Origin of the sequence: Asticcacaulis solisilvae, from assembly GCF_052327315.1 — a bacterium.
In the GTDB taxonomy this organism is placed as follows: domain Bacteria; phylum Pseudomonadota; class Alphaproteobacteria; order Caulobacterales; family Caulobacteraceae; genus Asticcacaulis; species Asticcacaulis solisilvae_B.
In genome coordinates this window covers 1016493-1036624 of the sequence record NZ_CP166196.1, presented here as the reverse complement: position 1 = coordinate 1036624, position 20132 = coordinate 1016493, and the positions used below count along the sequence as shown (strand labels likewise).

General features: G+C 64.7%; 20 protein-coding genes and 1 pseudogene. 8 read left to right on the top strand and 13 right to left on the bottom strand.

What is annotated here, in order from left to right:
- Window positions 1–6: 6 nt before the first annotated feature.
- From AB8717_RS04890 to AB8717_RS04865, 6 genes and pseudogenes are all read right to left on the bottom strand, one after another.
- Window positions 7–537, bottom strand: a pseudogene (locus tag AB8717_RS04890) (PAS domain S-box protein); the annotation flags it as partial.
- A 240-nt stretch (window positions 538–777) separates the two neighbouring features.
- The gene (locus AB8717_RS04885; RefSeq protein ID WP_443749908.1) at window positions 778–1236 is read right to left on the bottom strand and encodes a hypothetical protein; all 459 of its coding nucleotides are present in this window, start codon (window positions 1234–1236) and stop codon (window positions 778–780) included.
- A 76-nt stretch (window positions 1237–1312) separates the two neighbouring features.
- A complete protein-coding gene (locus AB8717_RS04880; protein WP_443749907.1) occupies window positions 1313–1780 on the bottom strand; it encodes an AAC(3)-I family aminoglycoside N-acetyltransferase in 468 nt (155 codons plus the stop codon).
- Window positions 1777–2244 (bottom strand): GNAT family N-acetyltransferase, encoded by a 468-nt coding sequence (locus tag AB8717_RS04875; RefSeq protein ID WP_443749906.1) that lies wholly within the window; start codon window positions 2242–2244, stop codon window positions 1777–1779. The genes AB8717_RS04880 and AB8717_RS04875 overlap by 4 nt, the downstream gene beginning before the upstream one ends.
- 10 nt (window positions 2245–2254) lie before the next feature.
- The gene (locus tag AB8717_RS04870) at window positions 2255–2923 is read right to left on the bottom strand and encodes a hypothetical protein (protein ID WP_443749905.1); all 669 of its coding nucleotides are present in this window, start codon (window positions 2921–2923) and stop codon (window positions 2255–2257) included.
- Window positions 2924–3006: 83 nt separating this feature from the next.
- Window positions 3007–4575 (bottom strand): alpha-L-fucosidase, encoded by a 1569-nt coding sequence (locus AB8717_RS04865; protein ID WP_443749904.1) that lies wholly within the window; start codon window positions 4573–4575, stop codon window positions 3007–3009.
- Between the two features lie 263 nt (window positions 4576–4838).
- On the opposite strand from AB8717_RS04865, the gene AB8717_RS04860 reads away from it, so the two are divergent.
- Together AB8717_RS04860 and AB8717_RS04855 are read left to right on the top strand one after the other, a co-directional pair.
- On the top strand, window positions 4839–5333 hold the full coding sequence (locus AB8717_RS04860) for a hypothetical protein (protein ID WP_443749903.1): 495 nt from the start codon (window positions 4839–4841) through the stop codon (window positions 5331–5333).
- Window positions 5333–5566, top strand: coding sequence for a helix-turn-helix domain-containing protein (locus AB8717_RS04855; protein WP_443749902.1), 234 nt, complete (start codon window positions 5333–5335; stop codon window positions 5564–5566). Before AB8717_RS04860 ends, AB8717_RS04855 begins: the two co-directional genes overlap by 1 nt.
- Here the strand turns inward: AB8717_RS04855 and AB8717_RS04850 are convergent, their stop codons facing one another.
- From AB8717_RS04850 to AB8717_RS04825, 6 genes are all read right to left on the bottom strand, one after another.
- On the bottom strand, window positions 5567–5923 hold the full coding sequence (locus AB8717_RS04850) for a hypothetical protein (RefSeq protein WP_443749901.1): 357 nt from the start codon (window positions 5921–5923) through the stop codon (window positions 5567–5569).
- Window positions 5924–5975: 52 nt separating this feature from the next.
- Entirely contained in the window at window positions 5976–6437 is a 462-nt protein-coding gene (locus tag AB8717_RS04845) for a cupin domain-containing protein (RefSeq protein ID WP_443749900.1), read from the bottom strand.
- An 11-nt stretch (window positions 6438–6448) separates the two neighbouring features.
- A complete protein-coding gene (locus tag AB8717_RS04840) occupies window positions 6449–7606 on the bottom strand; it encodes a Gfo/Idh/MocA family protein (RefSeq protein WP_443749899.1) in 1158 nt (385 codons plus the stop codon).
- A 261-nt stretch (window positions 7607–7867) separates the two neighbouring features.
- Window positions 7868–10498 (bottom strand): TonB-dependent receptor, encoded by a 2631-nt coding sequence (locus tag AB8717_RS04835; protein ID WP_443749898.1) that lies wholly within the window; start codon window positions 10496–10498, stop codon window positions 7868–7870.
- Between the two features lie 134 nt (window positions 10499–10632).
- Window positions 10633–11706, bottom strand: a complete 1074-nt coding sequence (locus AB8717_RS04830) for a glycoside hydrolase family 53 protein (protein ID WP_443749897.1) — start codon at window positions 11704–11706, stop codon at window positions 10633–10635.
- A 59-nt stretch (window positions 11707–11765) separates the two neighbouring features.
- The gene (locus AB8717_RS04825) at window positions 11766–12437 is read right to left on the bottom strand and encodes a DUF922 domain-containing protein (RefSeq protein ID WP_443749896.1); all 672 of its coding nucleotides are present in this window, start codon (window positions 12435–12437) and stop codon (window positions 11766–11768) included.
- Window positions 12438–12762: 325 nt separating this feature from the next.
- Here AB8717_RS04825 and AB8717_RS04820 point away from each other — a divergent pair, with 325 nt between their 5' ends.
- The 6 genes from AB8717_RS04820 to AB8717_RS04795 all read left to right on the top strand — a co-directional run bounded on the left by AB8717_RS04820 (window position 12763) and on the right by AB8717_RS04795 (window position 19425).
- Window positions 12763–13215, top strand: coding sequence for a glycine zipper 2TM domain-containing protein (locus AB8717_RS04820; RefSeq protein ID WP_443749895.1), 453 nt, complete (start codon window positions 12763–12765; stop codon window positions 13213–13215).
- A 230-nt stretch (window positions 13216–13445) separates the two neighbouring features.
- Entirely contained in the window at window positions 13446–14135 is a 690-nt protein-coding gene (locus AB8717_RS04815; RefSeq protein ID WP_443749894.1) for a hypothetical protein, read from the top strand.
- 87 nt (window positions 14136–14222) lie between these two features.
- Window positions 14223–16460, top strand: a complete 2238-nt coding sequence (locus tag AB8717_RS04810; protein WP_443749893.1) for an AsmA family protein — start codon at window positions 14223–14225, stop codon at window positions 16458–16460.
- Window positions 16461–16523: 63 nt separating this feature from the next.
- Complete coding sequence (locus tag AB8717_RS04805) at window positions 16524–17294, top strand: hypothetical protein (RefSeq protein ID WP_443749892.1); 771 nt, start codon at window positions 16524–16526, stop codon at window positions 17292–17294.
- Between the two features lie 74 nt (window positions 17295–17368).
- Window positions 17369–18571: a DUF2252 family protein gene (locus tag AB8717_RS04800; RefSeq protein WP_443749891.1), complete on the top strand. Its 1203-nt coding sequence runs from the start codon at window positions 17369–17371 to the stop codon at window positions 18569–18571.
- Window positions 18568–19425 carry an aspartyl protease family protein gene (locus AB8717_RS04795; protein ID WP_443749890.1) on the top strand — a complete coding sequence of 286 codons (858 nt, stop codon included), beginning with the start codon at window positions 18568–18570 and terminating at the stop codon, window positions 19423–19425. The genes AB8717_RS04800 and AB8717_RS04795 overlap by 4 nt, the downstream gene beginning before the upstream one ends.
- Here the strand turns inward: AB8717_RS04795 and AB8717_RS04790 are convergent.
- The gene (locus AB8717_RS04790) at window positions 19387–20088 is read right to left on the bottom strand and encodes an AAA family ATPase (protein ID WP_443749889.1); all 702 of its coding nucleotides are present in this window, start codon (window positions 20086–20088) and stop codon (window positions 19387–19389) included. The genes AB8717_RS04795 and AB8717_RS04790 overlap by 39 nt on opposite strands.
- Between the last annotated feature and the right edge of the window lie 44 nt (window positions 20089–20132).

Here is a 20132-nt window from a genome sequence, read left to right as displayed (position 1 = left end):
CAGGTAGATCATGCGGTCGAGCCGACGGCGGCCGGCAGCGTCCACCACGTCGGCATAGTCTTCCTGCAGGAATTTCGCGTTGTTGCTCAGACCCCGGATCGGCTCCTTGAGGTCGTGCGAGGCGATATAGGCGAAGTCGTCGAGCTCCTGGTTGCTGCGCCTGAGCCTGTCGACATAGTCGAGAAGCTCCGCCTCCTGCGCCTTGCGTCCCGTGATGTCGCGCGTCACCTTGACGAAGCCGGTGACCGTGCCGTCGTCGGCGCGGATCGGGCTGACGACCTGGCTGGCCCAGAACATGGTGCCGTCCTTGCGGACCCTGAGGCTCTACTCCTCGAACTTGCCCTCGGCGGCGGCCACGCGCAGGACCTCCCGCGGCACGCCTTCGGCCTGGTCCCCGGGCGTATAGAAGACCGAGAAGTTGCGGCCGATGATTTCGTCGGCCGTATACCCTTTAAGCTTGCGCGCGCCATCGTTCCACATGGTGACGCCGCCCTCGGGATCGAGGACGATGACGGCATAGTCCGTGACGCCGGCCATCAGGGCCCGGAAGAGGCTCTCGGCGTCCGCCGGATTGCGAATGGTGCCCACCTGGGCAAGGCCGGGAAGAAGGGAATCCATGTCTGGATCTCCATGCGAACAACGGAAGTGTCCGGCCCGGACCGGAAACGCGATACGCACGGGCGCGGGGTGGGCGATTCCCGGCGCCGCTTAAGTCAGATTATAAATCGGAAACCGAAAGAAACAACCACCGGATGAATGGTTGTTGACATGTTCGCGTCAGGCCTGGATCGACAGGTCGTGATCTGCGCCGATCACCGCCCATTCGCCGGCGTCTCCGGGCTCGGCGGCCTCATCGGTCGAAATGGCCCAGTCGCGGGCCAGGTGATAGTCGCTGAAGTGGCAGACCAGGCGGTTCGGGACATTGGGGCATACCGCGGGACTGCCGGCGGCGTGGTCGAGGCCGCTGCCGACGATGGCCAGGCGCGTGCGCTTGCAGTCGGAAGGCGCCATCGCCATCCAGCGGCGCCCCATCTCGGCGATGTCCGCCGAACTGAGCAGGCCGCGGAAACGGCGGAAATCCATGATGCGATTATAGGTCCAGGGCTCCACGACCGTGTCGTAGGCTTCGAACAGACGGGTAAGGAAATCATGGGCCGGCATAGCGCCGATCAACCGCACGACCAGCACACGCTGATCCGCGTCGATATAGAAGTTAAATCGATACGCCTTGTCCATACCGCCCTCCTGGATGCAACTCTACAGAAGGTTGGTAAACGAAACGTTTGCCGCAGCGCAAAATAGCGCATTACCGTTAAAGCAGCCCTTTATACTTAACGGCTATGTCGAAATGCATGACGTCCTCGCGCACGCCAAGTTTCTCGTATAAGGCGATCGCTGGATCGTCACCGTAGTCGGCCTGGACGAAGATCACCCAGGCTTCCTGCGCCGCCGCCTCGGGTTTCAGGCGCTCGATCAGGGCCGTGGCGACGCCCTTGCGGCGACGATCGGCATCCACCGCGAGGTCGTAGATATAGACTTCGCTGCGCGCCTGTTCGAACTTCGGAAGGACATAGGCGGCCAGGGCTCCGGTCATGGCTTCGGCCTCTTCCGCGACCAGCAGGATGAAGGTATCGCGCGACAGAAGCGCCCGTACATAGTCGTCGGACGGCGGCGCCGCGCCGAAGCTTTCGGGATCGTCGAAGACACGGCCGAACAGGACCATGGCCGCGCGATAGGCGGCAAGATCGCCGGGCCCGAGCCTGCGGATATCAAAGCTCATGGCAGGACCTTCTCGAACCACATCTGCGCATACGGATCGTCGTTGAAGCGCGCGACCTCGGCATAGCCGCATGTCCGGTAGAGGGCGAGCGCCTCGGTCAGGGTCAGGTTGCTGTCGAGGCGCACCCTGGACAGACCCATGCCGCGCGCCCTGTCCTCCAGCGCCGTCAAAAGCCCGCGCCCGATACGGAGCCCGCGCGTCCCCGGATCGATCCACAGCCGCTTGATCTCGCCCGTGTCCGGCAGTGGCCGCTTCAGGGCGCCGCAGCCGACGGCCCGGCCGTCGAGACGCGCCACAAGGAAGGCGCCGTCGGGCGGGGTGAACTGCGCGTCATCGGTCGGGGCAGCATTGGACGGGTCGTAGCCCATGTCGAAACGCCGCGACAATTCAAGAACATACCGCGCCACGCAGGCGCGGGCGTCGGGGCTCGATGGCGGTTCGATATGAAGGGTGACGTCGGACACCCGCAGCCGCTTATGGCCGGTCCGCCGAGGTCGCGCACGACCGGTCGTCGTGCAGGCGTGTCACCCACAGGGGCTCCATATAGCGGTCGCCGTCACGGAAGCCCGGGGCGCAGCCTTCGGGGGTCGACGGATCGTGGGTCTCGCTCAGCTGGTCCTGGCTGTACGAAATGGCCAGGGACTGCGACCGCCCGCCACGCGCATAGCCATAGGGGCCATAACCATAGCCCGGATAGGCATAACCATAGCCGTAGCCATAGGGCACGCGATTCTTGCCGAAATCGGTCTGGCTGACGGCGATGCCAAGCGTGCCCGTCTCACCGACAGGGATCAGCGAATAGACATAACCGCTGCGGTAGCCGCCGGTGCCGACGGAAACACCGGCCCCGCCGTGGATCTGGCGTTTGGTATCAGGCTGCGGCGCGGCTTCGGCATAGGCCGCGGGTGCCCGGTCGCTGACCGGCGCGGCCTGGTTCAGGCGGGCGATCATCATGTCCTGCGACACGGCGGGCTTTGCGGCGGCAGCCGCGGCGTCGGCATCCGCCTTTGCCTTGGCGATATCGGCGTCGCTCGGCAGGGTCTTGGCCCGCGCGGCGGAGCTCACCACCTCGTCCTGGGCCATGGCAAGACACGGCACGGCCAGCAGCAGGGCAACCGACAGGACGATACGGGACGCGAACATGGCACAACCTCCGACGGAACGCATATTATACTCGTCATGCTCCCGAATTAAGGCGCGATTATAACCATCCTGCAAGGGCTTTTTCAGCCCGATACCAGCCCCCGCCCAGTGATCTTCAGCGCCACGCCGAAATCGTGCGGCGCGCCGGCCGGCACCGTGACGTGCAAGCCCTTGTCGTCCTGGCGGAAGGCCAGCGGCGAAGGGTGACCGACGACCTCGACGCGGTGCACCGGATGCCTGGCCAGCGACGCAATCGTCACGGTTTCGCCGGGACGGCCCAGAGTCGTGGCGTAGAGGGCCCCGCCCCTGGTCGTGAAGCGGATGTCCTGGGCCGTAAAGGGCTTGAGCTTGCTTTCGCCGAACATGCCGCCCTGGACCTGGGTCGGCCCCTCGCCCGATTGCGTCCACGGCCGCGTGCCGTAGATCGCCTCGCCGAAGCGCTTCGTCCAGGTGCCGATCTGTTCGACGATTTTCCGCTCTTCCGAATCGATTGAGCCGTCGCCTCGGACCGGGATGCTGAGCAGCAGGTTGCCGTTCTTCGACACGATGTCGCACAGACGATGGATGACGGCCTCGGCGCCGAGATAGGATTTGTTGGTATAGCGCTCGCGGTTGTAGTGCCAGTCGCCGATGCAGGTGTCGGTCTGCCAGGGCAACGGCTCGATGCCCGAGCGCAGGCCGCGTTCCACATCTTCGACCATGGCCGCGCGATGTTCAGGCGTCAGGTTCTTGCCGTTGATGACGACATCGACCTTACCGCTTTTGGCCAATGAGGCGTTGTAATAGTGGGCGGCGATATCCAGCCCCGCCTGACCCAGCGGCAACTCGTTATTGTCGAAATAGACGAGGTCCGGTTGGTAGGTATCGATCAGGTCCTTGCAGCGCAGGTACCATTGCCGCACGAAGGCGGGGTTGGAAAGCGGCGGCTTTTCGTCCCAGGCCATGTCGTGCGATTCGTGAAACGCCTTGGCGTCCTTGATCGAGGTGATGCCGTCCGGCATCGGCATGACCGCGCCGGCATAGAGTTCCTGCGGGTCCAGCCCTTCCCACCACTTGCCCTTGCCGTCGTACCTGGTCAGCTTCCACGCGTCGTAGCGTTCTCCCGCGCGCGCGCCTTCCGGGTCGTAGCCGTATGCGGGCTGGAACCAGTGCCAGGCATGGGCCGAGTGGTTCGACACGCCGAACTTCAGGCCACGCGCCCGCGCCGCCTTGGCCCAGATACCGATCAGGTCCTTCATCGGCCCGACGCGCGTCGCGTTCCAGTCGTGGAACTTCGAGGCGTAATTATCGAAATTGTCATGGTGGTTGGCCAGCGCCACGAAATACTTCGCCCCGGCGTCCTTATAGAGGTCGAGCAGTTCGTCCGGATTCCAGGCTTCCGCCTTCCACAGATTGTCGATCTCCATGAAGCCGGTATCGGCCGGATGGCCGTAGGTCTTCAGATGATGGTCGTACTGCTTCTGGCCCTGCTGGTACATGTTGCGGGCATACCAGTCGCCGGCCTCGGGCACGCATTGCGCCGACCAGTGCGCCCACAGGCCGAACTTGGCATCGCGGAACCAGTCGGGCGTCTTGTACTGCGACGCCAGCGAGCCCCAGTCGGCCTTGAACGGCCCGTCAGCGGTGGCGGCCAGCGAGGCCTGGCCGGTCATGACCGCCCCCGCTGCTCCCAATCCTGCTGCGCCCAATCTCACTGCACCAAGGCCCGCTGCCCCCTTGAACATTCCGCGTCTCGACAGCATCCGGACCTCCCTGGTCATTTATATTATATAGGAAAGTTACATTCCTTAGTGAAAACTTGTCAAGCTCAATGCAAGTCCCCGCGAAATCGAAAAGCAAGCTTGACTTTAAGTTTTATATAAAGTTTTATACATCTAACGCAAAGAAATTTGCTTTTAACATTAAAGGAGCCGCTATGTCCGGTCGCCCGTTTTCGCTACACCCCGGCAGCCTTGCCCTGAAAATTGCCGTCATCGTCCTGACCGCGGCGCTGATCGCCCAATGCAGCACGGAGTACAAAGCCATGACCTGGGTGATGGGCGATGCCCGCGCCAATGTGCTCAAGGTCTTCGCCTTCTGGCTGTCGTCGGTGCTGGCGCCCGGCTTCTACCTGTGCGCCCTGTGGGACCTCGGCAATGTCTTCAAGCGCATGGGCCGCGGCGAGGCCTTCGGCCCCAGCATGGTGCGCGGGCTGCAAAGCACCGGCCTGTGCCTGATGATGGGCGCGACCGCCGCCGTCGTGCTGGCGCCGTCCTTCGCCAAGTGGCTGGGCGATAACCTGCACGGCTTTTCCGGCCTGCACCTCAATCTCGATATCGAGAATGTCACGATCGGCCTGATCGGCCTGACGCTTCACCTGCTGGCGCGCCGTGGCGCAGGCGTCAAGGCCGAGCTGGAGCAGTTCGTCTGATGCCCGTACGTGTAACGCTGGACGTCATGCTGGCGAAAAAGAAGGTCCGCGCCCGCGACCTGGCGGCGCAGATCGGGATCAGCGAGACGCAGATGTCCTTGCTGCGCACCGGCAAGGTCAAGGGCATGCGCTTCGACACCCTGTCGAAGCTGTGCCTGATCCTCGAATGCCAGCCGGGCGACCTGATCGAATACGATCCCGACCAAGCGGATCTTGCGGCCGGGGAGGCGTAGTTACATCGGTTCGGCGAGTTGTCCGTTTATCAGGATAATCGCGGAATCGAATTCCTGCAGATAGATTTGCAATTCCCCTCCGGCCGTTACAACGGTCGTGAGCCCGAGCCCCGGCCAGTTGAGGTCCATGTCGTAGATAACGGTCATCTCGTCACCGGGCTGCAAAAGATAGTAATCAGGATATAGCTCGATCCACACGCCCAAGGGCTCGGCGCTGTCGTTCCGGAACTCCTGGATATGCTTTCCCGGGGTGTATTTGAAATCTCGTCTGTAATCGAAGCGCTGCTGCTTTTCCGTTGGCTTGGGCCGACGGAACATAGACGTCAGCCAGGTTTGCACGCGTCTCAATATCGCCATGTCGTCCTCCCTCGGCACTCACCGAAGGACGGTTCGCTGTCACTGTCAATCGCTACGGCGCCACCGCCTTGTTCGGGCTCCAGTTGACGACGTGGTAGACCGCCGGCGTCGTGCCGACATTGCGCAGGCCGTGCAGGCTGTTCGACGCGTTGAAGATCACCGAGCCCGGGCCCAGGCGCACCCATTTGCCGTTCGACAGGGTCTCGACCGTGCCTTCGCGGATGATGACCAGCTCTTCGTTGACGTGCTGGTGGGGCGGGTGCGAGGTGTTCCCCGGATTGAGCGTCGTCACGTGCATTTCCAGCTCGTCCAGCGTCGCCGTCGGCCCGCGATAGAGCGAGCGCACCTCACCCGTATCGGTCTTGGTCGCCGTCATCTTGTCCCAGTCGAAGGTCGCCGGCCCGAGGATAGGTGCGGTCGGCGGATGCGTCTGGGCAAAGGCGGCCACGGCGACGACGACCAGGGTCGCGGCGACCGAGCTCATGGCAATGGTGATGTCGCGTCGGGTGATCATGGCAGTCTCCTTCAGGCGATGACGGCGCGCTTGGCGGTCTTTTGCGCGGTTATGGCAAGCTCGGCCGCCAGCAGCGCCATGTCCTGGTCCTGGGCGGTGTGAGTGCGGTTGACGATGTCGGCGATGAACTGCGGACCGAAGGGCAGCGGTCCGTTCGAACAGTCGATATAGCGGGCGCTGTCACCATTGACGACGAACAGGTTGTTGCCCTGGCTGGACACGGCGACATTGGTGTATTTGCGCGCCTCCATATAGCCGTCCGTGCCCAGGATGAAGAGCCGCCCGTCGCCCCACGTCCCTAATCCTTTCGGCGTGAACCAATCGAGCCGCACATAGCCGAAGCCATGGTCGCCACGCAGCGTCATGTCGCCGAAGTCCTGGAAGTGCGGACGGTCGGGATGGCGGATATTGGCGACCTGCGACGCCACGATCTCGGCCGAGCGCGAGCCCGTATAGTACAGGAACTGGTCGATCTGGTGCGAGCCGATGTCGCACAGGATGCCGCCGAACTGCGCGTCGTTCCAGAACCAGTCCGGACGCCCGCCGCTGCCGCCGGCGTCGCCGCCCGACTGATAGATCTGGTGCGGGGCGATATTGATTGTCTGGATGACCTTGCCGATGGCCCCCTGTTTGATCAGCTCGCCGGCGTGGACCGCCGCCTTCACCTCCAGGCGTTCCGAATAGAGGATGCCGTAGATGCGGCCCGTCTCCCTGATCGTCTGCCGCACCAGGGCCAGGTCTTCCAGCGTGGTGACGCCCGGCTTGTCGGACAGGACGTCCTTGCCGTTTTTCATGGCGCGCACGCCTATGCCCGCACGTTCATTGGCGATATGCGAGGTCAGGACCAGTTGCACCGAGGGATCGTCCAGGATTTCGTCCTGCGTCTTCACGAGTTTCACGCCGGGATAGCGCTTGGCGAAGACGGCCAGCTTGTCGGGCTCCAGCCCCCAGGCGGCCACCAGTTCGCCGCCACCACGCTGCATGGCGCCGATCATGCCGTGAATATGGTCGTGGCTCATACCGCAGACGGCAAAGCGCACATGGTATTTCGGCGTTTCGTCGGGCTGGGGCGCCAGGGTTTCGGCCAGGGCCGCGGCCGGGCTGGCCATCAGGGTGCCGAGGCCTGCCGCCATCAGCAGCGAGCGGCGCGCGCTATCGGGTGTGTCCATCCTGTTCCTCCGGTGACCTGTTGGCCTTACCTTTGGCAAAGGATGGTCAGATGATCCCTGGCATGGCAAACTTTTTTTGGGCACGCGCCGTTTCGGCACAAAAAGGGGCGGCCGGAGACCGGCCGCCCAGGATAAGGCATCGCCCAGAACGCAGCGGATGCCTTGGGAAAACCCTACACGTCGGAACAGGGCCCGAAGGCCCCGCCCCTCATCGCTGCGGACGGCCGCCCCCGCCCGCTCCGCAACAATGTCTTTAAAAGGTCAGTACTTCATGGTCAGGTCGACCAGGAAGCGGCGGCCGTAATAGTCGGTGCGCTCGATCTCGCTGGGGTTGTTGTTGACGTATGAGCGCAGCGGCGTGTTCAGCAGGTTGCCCGCCTGGAAGCGGACGCTGATCTGGTCATTGATCTTGTAGCTGGCGCTGTAGTCGAGCGTCAGCTCCGAACGCACCGCCGTAAGCGCGCTCGACGACCAGGTGTAGAGCAGCGTGAACGGCGTATGGTACTTGAAGCCCAGGCGGGACTCGAAGCGGTCGTCGGCGTACCACAGGTCCAGCGTCGCCGTGGTCTTGGCCACGCCGTTCATCGGATAGGGATTATCCGACGGGCTGCTTTCGTGGATGTTCGACGCCGTGAAGGCGATGTTCGAATAGACGCCGAACTTTTCCAGCATGGGCACGAAGTAGAAGGGCGTCTGGTAGGTGATTTCCAGGCCGGCCAGCGTCCCGTTCTTGTCGCGATTATAGGGCGAGGTGAACGGAATCGTGGTCTGCGGCCCCGGAATGACCACGCCGGTCGGCACGATGTTGCGCGTGTCGTAGCCGATATAGTTATGGATGTTCTTGGCGAAGGCCGCCACGGCGAACAGGCCGTCCTTGCGGAAATAGTTCTCGTACGACACGTCGACCTGATCCGCCAGATAGGGCTTGAGCAGCGGGTTGCCGCCGCCGCCCGAATAGGGAACGGTCGTGACATTGTACGAGCGGTCGACGCGCAGGTCGTTGAGCGGCGGACGCGACAGGGTTTCCGAAACGCCGAGCTTCAGGTAGGCGCCGTCATTGACGGTGAACCGCGCGAGCGCGCTGGGCAGCACCTTGGTGTAGCTGTTGCCGACCGTGACATTGGTGCCGTTGCTGGGTCCGGTGCTGTCCGACTTCACGCTGACGACGCGCACGCCGACATTGCCGTCGACCGGCTTGCCGGCGAAGGTCGAGGCATAGGTGCTTTCGACATAGGCTTCCGCGACCTGTTCATGCACCTTCGATACGAAGGCCTGGTGCTTGAAGTCCGGATTGATCGCCGCCGCACCCGCCGTGCCGTAGACCGCCTTGGCCAGGGTGTCGAAGTCGCCCGCCACGAAGGTCGGGACGGTGAAGTTCTTGTAGTTCCACGGCGTCAGCAGCGATGCGCTGACCGGCGCAGTCCAGCTTAGCGGATCGACACGCGCCACCGTCGTCGGCTCGGTGTCGAGCTTGGTGCGGTCCGATAGGCGGGCGCCGAACTTCAGGCTGCTCCAGAAGGTGCCGTTGAGATGACGGTCGAAGTCGAGGTTCGCCGTGCCCAGCGTATCCTTCAGGTGGCTGACATCGGCCTGGCCGGTATTGGCGAACAGTTGCCCGGCCTGGGCGGCATCCCAGGCGCTGGTCTGCACGGTGACCGACGGGTGCGACCCGCGATAGTCGTACGACCCCTTGCCGGCATTGTTCCACATTTCCACGGCCTTCCAGACACCGTAGCGTTCGGCCTGCGACCAGGCGGCGTCGGCCGTGACCGTCCAGTCGCCGGTCCGCCACTTGCCGTTCAGCCCGGTGGCCAGCAGCTTCATGATCTGGCTGTATTTGGAAACGTACGGATGGTAGGTCGAATCGAACGTCATCTGGGTCGCCACCAGGGCGCCGTTCTGGATCACGTTGTTGGTAAAGCCCGGATTGGTCGCGGTGCCGGTCTCATAGCCGCCCCAGTTGCCCCAGTCGGTATACCAGCCGCCGTCGCCGTTTTCCTCGATATCGATGTCGCTCTTCAGGATGTCGAAGCGGCCTTCGAAGCTGTCCGTCGGCTTCCATTGCAGCGAGGACGAGATGGATGAACGCTCGGTGTCGATGGCCTTTTCCTCGAACGACGCGCCCCACGGGTTCTGTACGTCGGAGCCGCCCGGCACCACCGGACCCGGCGCCTGGTTGTTCCAGCCGCCGCCCATGACGTTTTCATAGCCGTTCTTCTGCTTCTGGATCGAGGCCGCGACCACCCAGCCCAGGGTCGGCGTCAGCTTGGTGACATAGGCGCCCGAGGCGCGATAGCCCATGGTGTCGTAATTGGGCAGGCTGGAGCCCCCGTCATAGGACACCAGGCCGGCGCGCAGGGTCAGGGACGGGCCGCGATAGTCGAGCGGGCGGATGGTCTGGATGTCGACCGTGCCCGAGACACCGCCCGAAACCAGGCGCGCTTCCGAAGACTTGTAGACCTCGACGCCCGACACGACTTCCGAGGGGAAGATTTCCCAGCGCACGTTGCGGTCGGGTTCGGACGAGGCCATTTCGCGGCCGTTGATCAGGCCCAGCACCATGCGCGGGCCCAGGCCCCGGATCGCCGCCTGGCTGTCATTGCCGCGGTCGCGCGTCGTGTTCAGGCCCGGCAGGCGCGCCAGGGTTTCAGCGATCGTCACGTCGGGCAGCACGCCGATATCCTTGGACGACACCACTTCGACGACGCCCGGTTCGGCGCGCTTGGTCGCCAGCGCGTCGCGCATCGACTTGCGCATGCCGGTGACGACGACCACGTCGGAATTGGTCTTGGCGCCCGTGCCCGTATCGGTCTGCGCGAAGGCCGCGCCGGATACCGCAATCGTCGCTGCCGACGCCAGGAGCGCCAGCCGTAAAGTCCCTTTGTGTCCCATGTTGTTCCCTTTTTCCTGTTATCGAAGCGATCCAGGCGCCTCAGAAAAAGGGATGCGTGGCGTAACCCCGTTCCGCCGCAGTTTGTATTACAAATATTACAAGTGACAATCTTGTCACACTTTACACGCGAACCTTACGGGTGGCGGAAGGCCTCCATGGCGGCGGTGAAGCGGTTGGCACTGTCCATCGCCCCAAGCTGGTAATGCGTCCAGGACACGATGGTGTCGGGCTCCCAGTAGAAGACGCCCAGCCCCATGTCTCCAAGCGCCTGATTTCGCTGGATCAGGTCGGCCAGCATGGCCTTGGCTTCGGCAGGCTGGTCGTACTGGAAGCCGGTTTCGACGACCATGACCGGCTTGTGATAGCGGCTGACCATGTCGGTCATGGTGGCGCTGATCTTCGGCGCCTCGGTGCGCCAGTCCTTGGACGGCGTATAGGCCGGATAATAGGAAAAGCCGATGATGTCGACCTTGCCGCCCTGGGCGGCGTAATTGTCGAACCACCATTCCGCCTTGGCCGTGTCCCAGCCGTTGTCGATATGGATGATGACGGCGGCGTCGGGATAGACCGACTTGACCGCGTCGTAGCCGGAATTGGTGAAGGCGGCCAGATTGTCGAAATGATCTGTCTTGCCTTCCGGCCATAGCAGGCCGTTGGTGATCTCGTTGCCGACCTGAACCCAGGCGACGTCGACGCCGTTCGCCTTCAGGTAGGCGAGCGTATCATGGGTGTGGGCGTAGACATCGGCCTTGAGCTGGTCGACGCTGTCCGACGCCCAGGCGGCCGGCTTGACCTGCTTACCGGGATCGGCCCAGTCGTCGCTGTAATGGAAGTCGATCATGATCTTCTGGCCGTTCGCCCTGGCACGCAACGCCTTGGCCAGGGTGTCGTCGCGGCCGTTCCAGCCACCGGTCGGATTGACCCAGACGCGCAGGCGGATGGCATTGACGCCGTAACCTTTCAGCAGGTCGAACGGATCGGCCTTGGCGCCGGTGGCGTCATTGAAGGCGAAACCGAGGCTTTCCTCCTGCGTCACCCAGCCGACATCGGCGCCATAGGCATAGCCGGCGGCGACGGATGACGAAGCGGACGAGGATGACGAAGCGGAAGAGGACGACGCCGTCCCGGCCGAAGCGCCGCCGCTGCCGCCTCCGCAGGCGCACAGGGTCATCACAAGCAGGGCGAGGCAGCTGGCTTTCATGGTCATGGTGTAGTCCTTGTCATCCATCACAACAAGGATGATCGGCCGGTACTTTTCCGCCGGCGCTATAGCCCCGGAGCGCGCACACCCTGCAGATAACCGTGGCGGGTTTCGCGGTCATAGGCCGCATCGTAATCCGCCAGCGCCTGGGTCGCGGCCCCGGCGGCGGCCGGGGCATTTTCGCAGGTCGCCGACCGGATCGCGGCGGCGACATTGCCGATATGCTGATAGGCGTGACGCAGATGGCCGGCTTCGTGGACCACCAGGGCGTCGTAAAAGCGCTGCCACGCCTTCGCATCGTCGGGCCGCAGCCGGGTGGCGTCGACCAGCCGGGGCAGCAGCACCTCGCCCCTGAAGGTCACCTCGACATGATCCTTGTCGCAGGCCGCCGAGCCCTGCCGCCAGCGCCAGCGGATCTGCCAGTGAGTCCGGGCGGAGCCGACCGTATGATCGTTCGAATCGACGGGACCATGCGCGCCGATATAGGCGACGATGGCGGCCGTGTCGGTTCCCGGCACGTCGTAATAGGTGACCGTGGTATTGGGAAAAGCTTTCAGGGCGCTGTCGTCGACGACGATGGCGGGCGTTTCCGGAGCGGCCCCGCTATCCGGCGCCTTTTGTCCATGCCCGGTCAAGACCTGCCAGGACACAGCCCCGGCGAAACCGAGACCCAGGGCGGCCACGATGGCGGCAAGGCCTGTGCCGTGCGTCCCGAGCCGCCTGTTTCCGAAAGCCATACCGGTCGCCTCCCCGTCCCTTTGGTAGCCGAAACCCGTTACGGAACCCTTCCAGGGCATCCGGGCGCCTGGCACCAAAAAGAACTGGCGCGAAAAATAACTGGCGCGAAAAAGAAAAGGCCGCCCAAACAGGCGGCCAGGAGGGAGACAGCGACGCGGAGGAAACGTTGGGACGGCGCCTGGCGGTTCGAGAACCGTTATGCAAACGATAGCACAGGATGTGTTAACACGACTATAACGCGTAAAATTCAGGTGAATGGAGATGAACGCCGCGCTCAAACTGCGTTCAGGTACGAAGGCTTAAGGTGGTTCCCAAGATCGGCACATGGCCGAAGTTCAAGGAGTGACCACCATGAAGACCCTCACCAAGACCGCTTCGATAGCCGCCGTCGTCACGGCCGCCGCCGCCCTCACCCTGCCGGGCCTGGCTTCGGCCGAAAGCTGCTACAGCCGCGCCAAGGACAACCAGACGACGGGCGCCGTCGTCGGCGCCGTCGCCGGCGCGGCCCTGGGCAACAGCATGTCCGGCCACAGCCGGGGCGCCGGCACCTTGCTGGGCGCGGTTCTCGGCGGCGTTGTCGGATCCAGCATCGGCAAGGATTCGACCAAGTGCTACGGCTACGACAACCGCTACGACCGCAGCTATTCCTACCGGGATTCCGGCTACCGCTACGACAACGGCTATAACAGCGGCTACGACCGTTACGACAACCGCTATGACCGCCACTACAACAGCTATGACCGCGACCGGCACTACAGCCGCGACAACAACTGGTAAGTCCCGTGAAGGCCCCGTGTAACGGCGGGGCCTTCTCCATCCGCTGCATCTTCAATGGAGGCGCGAATGCTTGCCAAATTCGTCGCGATTCTGGGGCTGGGGGTCATTATGTCGTTGTCGCTGGTCCTGGTGCTGATGGCGCACCCGTGACATCGGGCGCCCGGTCTCCGGCCTATTGACGCGGCCTGGGACCGGGCGCAGTCTTGAGCGGACACGCAGGGGGAAGGGCGATGACAGAGCAAAGATCCGGCTTCGGGAACGGTATCCGGATGTTCATCGCGCCGGTCAAATTGTGGTGGAGCGTCTTCCCGCTGCTCATCGGTGTCGCCGTCCTGTTCGCCGTCGTTACGATCGGCGCGGTCTTTGCGCTGACGGCGCTCACCCAAGGCCTCGAAGACCAGGACGTATCGAATTACGTCATTCTCGGCCCCATGATCCTGGGCCATGTCCTCTTTACTATTTTCGCCAGCCGGGTCGCCGGCCGGGCCTTGTCCCCGGCCGCCGTCCAGCCGCTGGGGTTTGCGGGGTGGACGCAGGCGACCCTGGCCCTGAGCGTCCTGGCGTCCGGTGTCATCGCCCTGACGACGGCCACCCTTCATATGCCGGCGTCGATGGCGTCCGTGGTCGTGCTTACGGCCCTTCTGGCCTGTACGCCGCTTTTGCCAAGGCTTGCCCTGAAGGTACGCGGCGGCCCGGGCTTCCCGGTCTCGTCCCTTATCGTCGCCCTGCCCTGGCTGTGCGTCATCGAGGTGGTGGGCCTGCCCATGCAGAGCTGCACCGAATGCTGGGGCCTTATGGAAGGCGGCGTCATCACCATTCCGCTTCTCGGGCTGCACCTGTTCCTGGCCACGACGACCGCGGCCGTGGTGTCGGCAACCGTTTACCTCGGCGGCGAAAGACCCGCCCGCGTCGAGGCGTAAACCTTAACCAAAGCCGGCCGCTTTTCTGATCGAATCCTGATGCTTCCGGGGTCACCCTTGCGCCTTCCGATGCCCCGGGAGGCAAGCGTGAGCAGTGATGACCTTTCCCGCAGGCCGCGCCAGAACGACGCGGACCGTGCCGAAACTTCCGAAGCGATCGCCGGTCAGGCCGCGGCGCGCCAGGCCGAGCCTTTGCCGGAGCCCGCGCCAGAATCCGAGAGCCAACCCGATATCCAACCCGAAATCCAGCCTGAGACCCAGCCGGCGCCGCACCATCGCGTCGCCCTGGCCTGGGCCGGGCTGAAAGGCCGCTGGACGAAACTGCCGGCGCCGGTGCGCTGGGCCGGCGGCATCCTGTCGGTATTGCTGGTCATTATCCTGATCTTCCTGATGATCTTCGACTGGGACTGGTTCCGCCCCTCCCTGGCCAGGATCATGTCCGACAAGTTGCACCGCCCGGTGCGCATCGACGGCCACCTCAGGGTCCATCTGCTGAGCTGGACGCCGACCGCCACCGTCACCGGCCTCAAGGTCGGCCAGCCTGGCTGGCAGGCCGCCGACAAGGCCGCGCCGACGGGGAACATGGCCGAGATCGACGGCATCACCGTCAAGGCAGAACTGCTGCCGCTGTTCGTCTTCCACGTTGTCCTGCCGCGGCTGGAGGTCGACCACCCGGTCGTCTCGCTGTACCAGGACAAGGCGGGCCGCGCGAACTGGGACTTCAGCGACGGCACCGATACGGGCAAGCCTGCAAAGCTGCCGCCGATCAAGAACTTCATCATCAAGGACGGCCACCTGGCCATGACCAGCGTCCAGCGCAGGCTGCGCATGACGGCGACGGTCAACGCCAATGAGAACGCCGACGCAAAAGGCGGTCAGCCGTTCGCCCTGATCGGCGCCGGCACGCTCAACGGCGCGAAGTTCGACCTCAAGGCCACGGGCGGCGCCCTGCTCAACGTGCGCACCAGTCAGCCCTATCCGTTCGACATGCATGTCCAGGCCGGCGACACGGTCATAACCGCCAAGGGACGCGTGCTGCACCCGTTCAACCTGGGCCAGCTCGACGGCGCCGTTACCATCAAGGGCCGCGACCTGGCAGACCTCTACTACCTGACCGGCTTGACCCTGCCCAATACGCCGGCCTATTCGATCGCGGCCGATATCGCGCGCGACGACCGCACCTATCACGTCACCCGCATTAACGGCCGCGTCGGCCATAGCGACCTGGAAGGCAAGCTTACCGTCGATATCGAAAAATCGGGCCGGCCGAACCTGACCGGCGACCTGACCTCGACCCGGCTCGACTTCAAGGACCTGGGCTCGATGTTCGGCGCGACGGCCGCCAATGCGCCGTCCAGGCCGAAGCTGACCAATTCGCCCGAAGCGACCACCGGCCGCCGGCTTCTGCCCGACGCGTCGCTCGACGCCGAACGCATCCGCGGCATGGATGCGCGCGTCCGCTACCGCGCCCAGTCGGTCATCGCCTCACCCAACATGCCGCTGCGCGCCGTCAGCCTGGGGGTCAAGCTCGACCACGGCCTGCTGACGCTCGACCCTATCGACATAAGTTTCCCGCAGGGGCGCCTGATCGGCACGGCGGCGATCAATGCCCGCAGCGCGGTCCAGACCAATGCGGTCGACATGCGCGTGACCGGCCTGCACGTCGAGAACTTCATCACCCAGGCGGGCAAGCCGCTTGAGGGCGTGATCGACGCGCGGCTCAAGGCCGCCGGCGCCGGTGATTCGGTGCACAAGGCGGCCGGTTCCGCCGACGGCCGCATGGTCGTGGTCATGCCCGCCGGCATGATCCGCCAGAGCTTTGCCGAACTGATGGGCATTGACGCCACCAAAGGCCTGTTCATGCTCCTGTCAAAGGATCCGCACCAGACGCCGGTCCGCTGCGCCATCGCCGATTTCAACATCCACAACGGCGTCATGCAGGCTCAGAACATCACGTTCGACACCGGCGTCGTGCTGGTCAACGGCTCCGGACAGGTCAATCTCAACGACGAAAGCATGAAGTTCGTCTTCAAGGGCAAGCCCAAGAAGTTCCGCCTGGTGCGCATCAACGCGCCGATCATCATCGGCGGCCACCTGAGCGCGCCGACCTTCGGCATCAATGCCGGACCCGCCGTGGTCCAGGGCGGCCTGGGCGCGATCCTGTCGACCGTCAGCGCTCCCCTGCTGGCCCTGCCCTTCATCAACGGCGGCGGCCAGAAGGACGCCGACTGCGGCGCCCTGATGGGCGAAGCCCAGGCGAAGGGCGCGCCGACGGCCCTGCACGCCGCGCCGGCCAGGCCTGTTCCCGCGCCGGTGCGGAAGTAGACGCGGACCTGGACTTGCGATAGCCTTCCCCCACTGGCGTGACATCGCCTCGGGGGGAAGACCATGATTATCGGACGACTGACCGGCCTGGCCTGTGGTGCGGCAATCTTCATCGCCGGGCCGGCGATTGCGCAGACCGAGGCAGCGCCACCCGCCGCCCTGTCGCGCATCCCTCTGGAACTCAGCCCGATCATCCACCAGCGGGCGGAGCCCGTGACCCATGCCGAGGGGCATGTCGAGGACGGACGGCCCATCCTTACCGTGCCCTTTGCCTATAACCGGATGTTCCGGCTCAAGACCGACCGCACCTTCACCTCGATCTTCTTGGTAAAGATGACGGAAGCGCCCAAGGGCACGCTGGGCTTCTACGCCGGACAGTTCAACGCGCCCGACGGCGCGGGGCGGGGCGAGCTGATGTGCATGTTCCCGAAATTTTCACGGCTTTACCTGAACTATCCGGACTGCTTCCTGCGCAACGACGCCGACCCGGACGGCAAGATCGCCCAGGTCAAGGTCGAGAGCAACGTCCCCGCCCACTATTACGTCGTCACCTATAACGGCACGCCGATGTTCGCCTACAGCAACCCGCCGCTGGACGCGGAAGACGGCGTCTTCGTTCCCGACCACGACTTCCGGCTGAACCTGACGGTTTCGTCCTGGCACAAGGGCGTCGCCCACGTCGAATGGAAATCGGACGACGGCGTCGCCCTCAAGCAGGACATGGCCACAGGCGCGGACGGCGCCGTCGATATTCCCCTCGATAACGGCATCCTGCACCTGCGGCCGAACGACGACGAAGGCTCCGACGTCAGCTTCACCGCATCCGCGCCATAGGCTCCGCCAGGATTTCCGCATCGATTTCTGATGGTTGCCATCCTCATATTGGCTCCCTGTTCAGGGGATGTGTAATGAAGAAACCGAAGACCTGGTGCGATTTCGACGAACGCGCCGCCGCGCTGACCGAACGGCGCAACCTCAAGATGGCGCGCTCGCCCCATGCCTTCGTGCGGGGCGCGACGCAGAAATTCTACGAATGGCTGGACGGCGCCAGCGGCCTGAAACTGCCGCAGGGCCCGGCCGTATGGATTTGCGGCGATTGCCATTCCGGCAACCTCGGACCGCTGGCCAATACCAAGGGCCGCATCGACATCCAGATCCGCGACCTCGACCAGACGGTCGTCGGCAATCCCGTCCACGACGTCATCCGCCTGGGCCTGTCCATGGCCTCGGCGGCGCGCGGCTCGGACCTGCCGGGTGTCATGACGGCGCGCATGATGGAAGACCTGGTCGACGGCTACCAGGCCGCCTTCGGCGACGCCGGCACGCGGCTGGACCGGCCGGAAGCGGTAAAGGCGGCCCTGACCAGCGCGGTCAACCGCCGCTGGAAACATCTCGCCGAGGAACGGCTGGGGGACGCGCGGCCGCAGCTCAAGCTCGGCAATCACTTCTGGCCGATCACCGACGACGAGCGCGAAAGCCTCAACGCCCTGTTCGCCGATGAAAAGGTGCGGCGCATGGTCACCGCCCTGCGCGGCCGCGAGGACGACGCCGGCCTGTCGATACTCGACGCCGCCTACTGGGTAAAAGGGTGCAGTTCGCTCGGCCGCGTCCGCTACGCCGCCCTGGTCGCCATCGAGAACGGCGGACAGATGTGCCTGATCGACATCAAGGAAGCCACCAAGGCCCTGGCGCCACGCTATCCCGACGCCGACATGCCGCGCGACAACGCAGAACGCGTCGTGGCCGGCGCCTGGCACCTGTCGCCGGCGCTCGGCGACCGCATGGTGGCCGGCCGCCTGCTCGACCGGTCGGTATTCCTGCGCGAACTGCTGCCCCAGGACCTGAAGCTCGACCTCGAAAGGCTCAGCGAGGCCGAGGCCGGCAGCCTGGCGCGCTATCTCGGCAACGTCGTCGGCATCGCGCACGCCCGGCAGATGGATGCGGACGCGCGCCGCGACTGGCACCGCGACCTGGCCCGCGGGCGGTCGAAGACGCTCGACGCCCCGTCATGGCTGTGGTCGTCGGTCGTGGAACTGATGGCCAGCCACGAAAGCGCCTATCTCGAGCACTGCCGCCGCTACGCCCTGCGCGCCGAGGCCGAGGCCGCATGAAGCGTCTTGCCGCCGTCTTGTCCCTGGCCGTCCTGTCGGCCTGCGCCTCGGCGCCGGCGCAACAGGCCGATATCGCGCTGCCGGCCGCTTTCCACGACGGCATGGTCTATGTCCAGGTGTCGGTCAACGGGGCCGCGCCCGTGTGGATGGACCTGGACGACGGCACCTCGCCGTCCGCCATCGATCTCGACTACGCCAGAAGCCTCGGCCTGGCGCTCAAGCCCGGCGCGGGGTCGGGCACGGGCATCGGCACGGAGCGGGTGGAGTTCTTCAACACCTCGGCGGACCTTGCGGCCGGCGCTGTCTCGCGGAAAATCGATTTCTCGGCCAGCCGGCTGAAGGGCATGGTCGGGCCGGACGGCAAACCGCTGATGGGCGTCCTGGGCTACAGCTTCCTGGCGGGCCGGATACTGGTCATCGACTACCCGAATCAGAAGGTGATTTTCGCTGCCACATCAAAGCCTTGCGCCTGCGACCTGCCGATGGGGCTGGACACCAATATCCCGACCGTGCCGGTGACGATCGCCGGCCACCGCATGACGGCGCTGATCGACAGCGGCGGCATGTACGACCTGCTGGCGACGCCCGCCGCCGTCAGGCTGGCCGGACTCGAAACCTGGGCGGCGCAGGGCCGTCCGGTCACAGGCTACGGCTATGCCGGCGCGCAGGGCGTGAAAATCGGCCAGGCGCCGGACGTCGCGGTCGGCGCGATCCGCAAGGAAACCCCCGAGACCGTCTATGGCACCTTCGGCACCTCGCCGTTGAAGGCCGAGGCGGCGCTCGGCGCGCGCTTCCTTGAGGGCTATCGGGTGACGCTAAATTACCGCGCCCGTACGGTGCGCATCGAACCCTGACAGCGCACCGTCGTGCAGGATCGGCAGGATGGCCGGCGAGACGATGTCCAGGTTATGCAGCACGAAGTCCGTCAAGGCTTGGACCTCCATCGCCGCCTTGCCGCCGGGCTCGAATTCCGTCACCCCGCGCCCCAGGCCCCAACAGGTACGATAGCCGCAGCGCTGGCGCAGGACGACCGGCGCCAGCCGCATGCCGGGGCGCAAGGTCCGTCCGCGCGCATCCTCGACCAGGGCGGTCGCCGTCGGCGGCGCGGCATTGATCACGACATAGCCGGTACGCCCGGTTTCCGACAGAAGGGCGGCGGTGCGGCGGAGCGCGTCGATATCGGGCAGGGACGGACGGCACGGCGTCAGGACGATGTCGGCGCGGGCGATGGCTTCTTCGGCCTCGACGCTGGCGCGCGGCGGCGTATCGATGACGATCAGGTCCGTGGTCATGGCCGCCACGGCGATGCGGATACCCAGGTCTTCGGCGGTGACCGCCTCGGCGCGCAAGTCAGATTGCGCCCGGCGGCCGAACCAGCCGAGTGTACTTTCCTGGCAATCCATGTCGAAAAGCGCGGTACGAAGACCCAGACCCTGTATTGCAGCCGCGAGGTTTATCGACAGTGTTGATTTCCCGACACCGCCTTTATACGACGCAACTGCGATAACCTTTACCATTACGGGCACCCGGTCTCGACACATCGAGACTCATGAAACTGTCA

Bases quoted from the DNA above. Each gene is read 5' to 3' on its own strand.
- AB8717_RS04885 (WP_443749908.1), bottom strand. From the start codon at position 1,236: ATGGACAAGGCGTATCGATTTAACTTCTATATCGACGCGGATCAGCGT.
- AB8717_RS04880 (WP_443749907.1), bottom strand. From the start codon at position 1,780: ATGAGCTTTGATATCCGCAGGCTCGGGCCCGGCGATCTTGCCGCCTAT.
- AB8717_RS04870 (WP_443749905.1), bottom strand. From the start codon at position 2,923: ATGTTCGCGTCCCGTATCGTCCTGTCGGTTGCCCTGCTGCTGGCCGTG.
- AB8717_RS04865 (WP_443749904.1), bottom strand. From the start codon at position 4,575: ATGACCGGCCAGGCCTCGCTGGCCGCCACCGCTGACGGGCCGTTCAAG.
- AB8717_RS04860 (WP_443749903.1), top strand. From the start codon at position 4,839: ATGTCCGGTCGCCCGTTTTCGCTACACCCCGGCAGCCTTGCCCTGAAA.
- AB8717_RS04855 (WP_443749902.1), top strand. From the start codon at position 5,333: ATGCCCGTACGTGTAACGCTGGACGTCATGCTGGCGAAAAAGAAGGTC.
- AB8717_RS04850 (WP_443749901.1), bottom strand. From the start codon at position 5,923: ATGGCGATATTGAGACGCGTGCAAACCTGGCTGACGTCTATGTTCCGT.
- AB8717_RS04845 (WP_443749900.1), bottom strand. From the start codon at position 6,437: ATGATCACCCGACGCGACATCACCATTGCCATGAGCTCGGTCGCCGCG.
- AB8717_RS04840 (WP_443749899.1), bottom strand. From the start codon at position 7,606: ATGGACACACCCGATAGCGCGCGCCGCTCGCTGCTGATGGCGGCAGGC.
- AB8717_RS04835 (WP_443749898.1), bottom strand. From the start codon at position 10,498: ATGGGACACAAAGGGACTTTACGGCTGGCGCTCCTGGCGTCGGCAGCG.
- AB8717_RS04830 (WP_443749897.1), bottom strand. From the start codon at position 11,706: ATGACCATGAAAGCCAGCTGCCTCGCCCTGCTTGTGATGACCCTGTGC.
- AB8717_RS04825 (WP_443749896.1), bottom strand. From the start codon at position 12,437: ATGGCTTTCGGAAACAGGCGGCTCGGGACGCACGGCACAGGCCTTGCC.
- AB8717_RS04820 (WP_443749895.1), top strand. From the start codon at position 12,763: ATGGCCGAAGTTCAAGGAGTGACCACCATGAAGACCCTCACCAAGACC.
- AB8717_RS04815 (WP_443749894.1), top strand. From the start codon at position 13,446: ATGACAGAGCAAAGATCCGGCTTCGGGAACGGTATCCGGATGTTCATC.
- AB8717_RS04805 (WP_443749892.1), top strand. From the start codon at position 16,524: ATGATTATCGGACGACTGACCGGCCTGGCCTGTGGTGCGGCAATCTTC.
- AB8717_RS04800 (WP_443749891.1), top strand. From the start codon at position 17,369: ATGAAGAAACCGAAGACCTGGTGCGATTTCGACGAACGCGCCGCCGCG.
- AB8717_RS04795 (WP_443749890.1), top strand. From the start codon at position 18,568: ATGAAGCGTCTTGCCGCCGTCTTGTCCCTGGCCGTCCTGTCGGCCTGC.
- AB8717_RS04790 (WP_443749889.1), bottom strand. From the start codon at position 20,088: ATGGTAAAGGTTATCGCAGTTGCGTCGTATAAAGGCGGTGTCGGGAAA.